The 466-nt window shown below is 59.4% G+C and carries 1 protein-coding gene; it reads left to right on the top strand.

Annotated elements, in window-relative coordinates; all coding sequences use genetic code 11:
* Positions 1–16: 16 nt before the first annotated feature.
* Positions 17–466: type VI secretion system contractile sheath domain-containing protein (locus E0T84_RS31630; RefSeq protein ID WP_249383799.1), on the top strand; the 450-nt coding region annotated here is incomplete at its 3' end.

Genomic DNA, 466 nt, shown 5'->3' with positions numbered 1-466 from the left:
GCAGCGGGTCGATCAGATGCTGACGCAAATCGACGCCCGGATCGGCAAGCAGGTTGACGTGGTCCTGCATAACCCGAAATTCCAGGCGATCGAATCCAGTTGGCGGGGCCTGAAGTTCCTCGTCGACCGTACCGACTTCCGTGAAAACACCCTTATCGATTTGCTGCATGTGACCAAGCAGGAGTTGCTGGACGATTTCGAGGGGGCGAGCGACATCACCCGCAGCGGCCTTTACCAGCATGTCTACACCTCGGGTTATGGCCAGTTTGGCGGTTTGCCGGTCGGCTGCATGGTCAGCAACTACACCTTCGGACCTTCGGCTCCGGACATCAAGCTGCTCGGCTACGTCGCCTCGGTCGGGGCGATGTCTCATGCGCCGTTCCTTGGCGCCATGGGCCCCGAGATGCTCAATCTCGAGTCGTTCCAGGAGTTGCCGAACCTCAAGGAGGTCAAGGACATCTTCGAC

Origin of the sequence: Mycobacterium sp. DBP42 (assembly GCF_005924235.1) — a bacterium.
In the GTDB taxonomy this organism is placed as follows: Bacteria; Actinomycetota; Actinomycetes; order Mycobacteriales; family Mycobacteriaceae; genus Mycobacterium; species Mycobacterium syngnathidarum.
The sequence above is the reverse complement of the archived record's forward strand: the minus strand, read 5'-3'. Positions and strand labels throughout refer to the sequence as shown.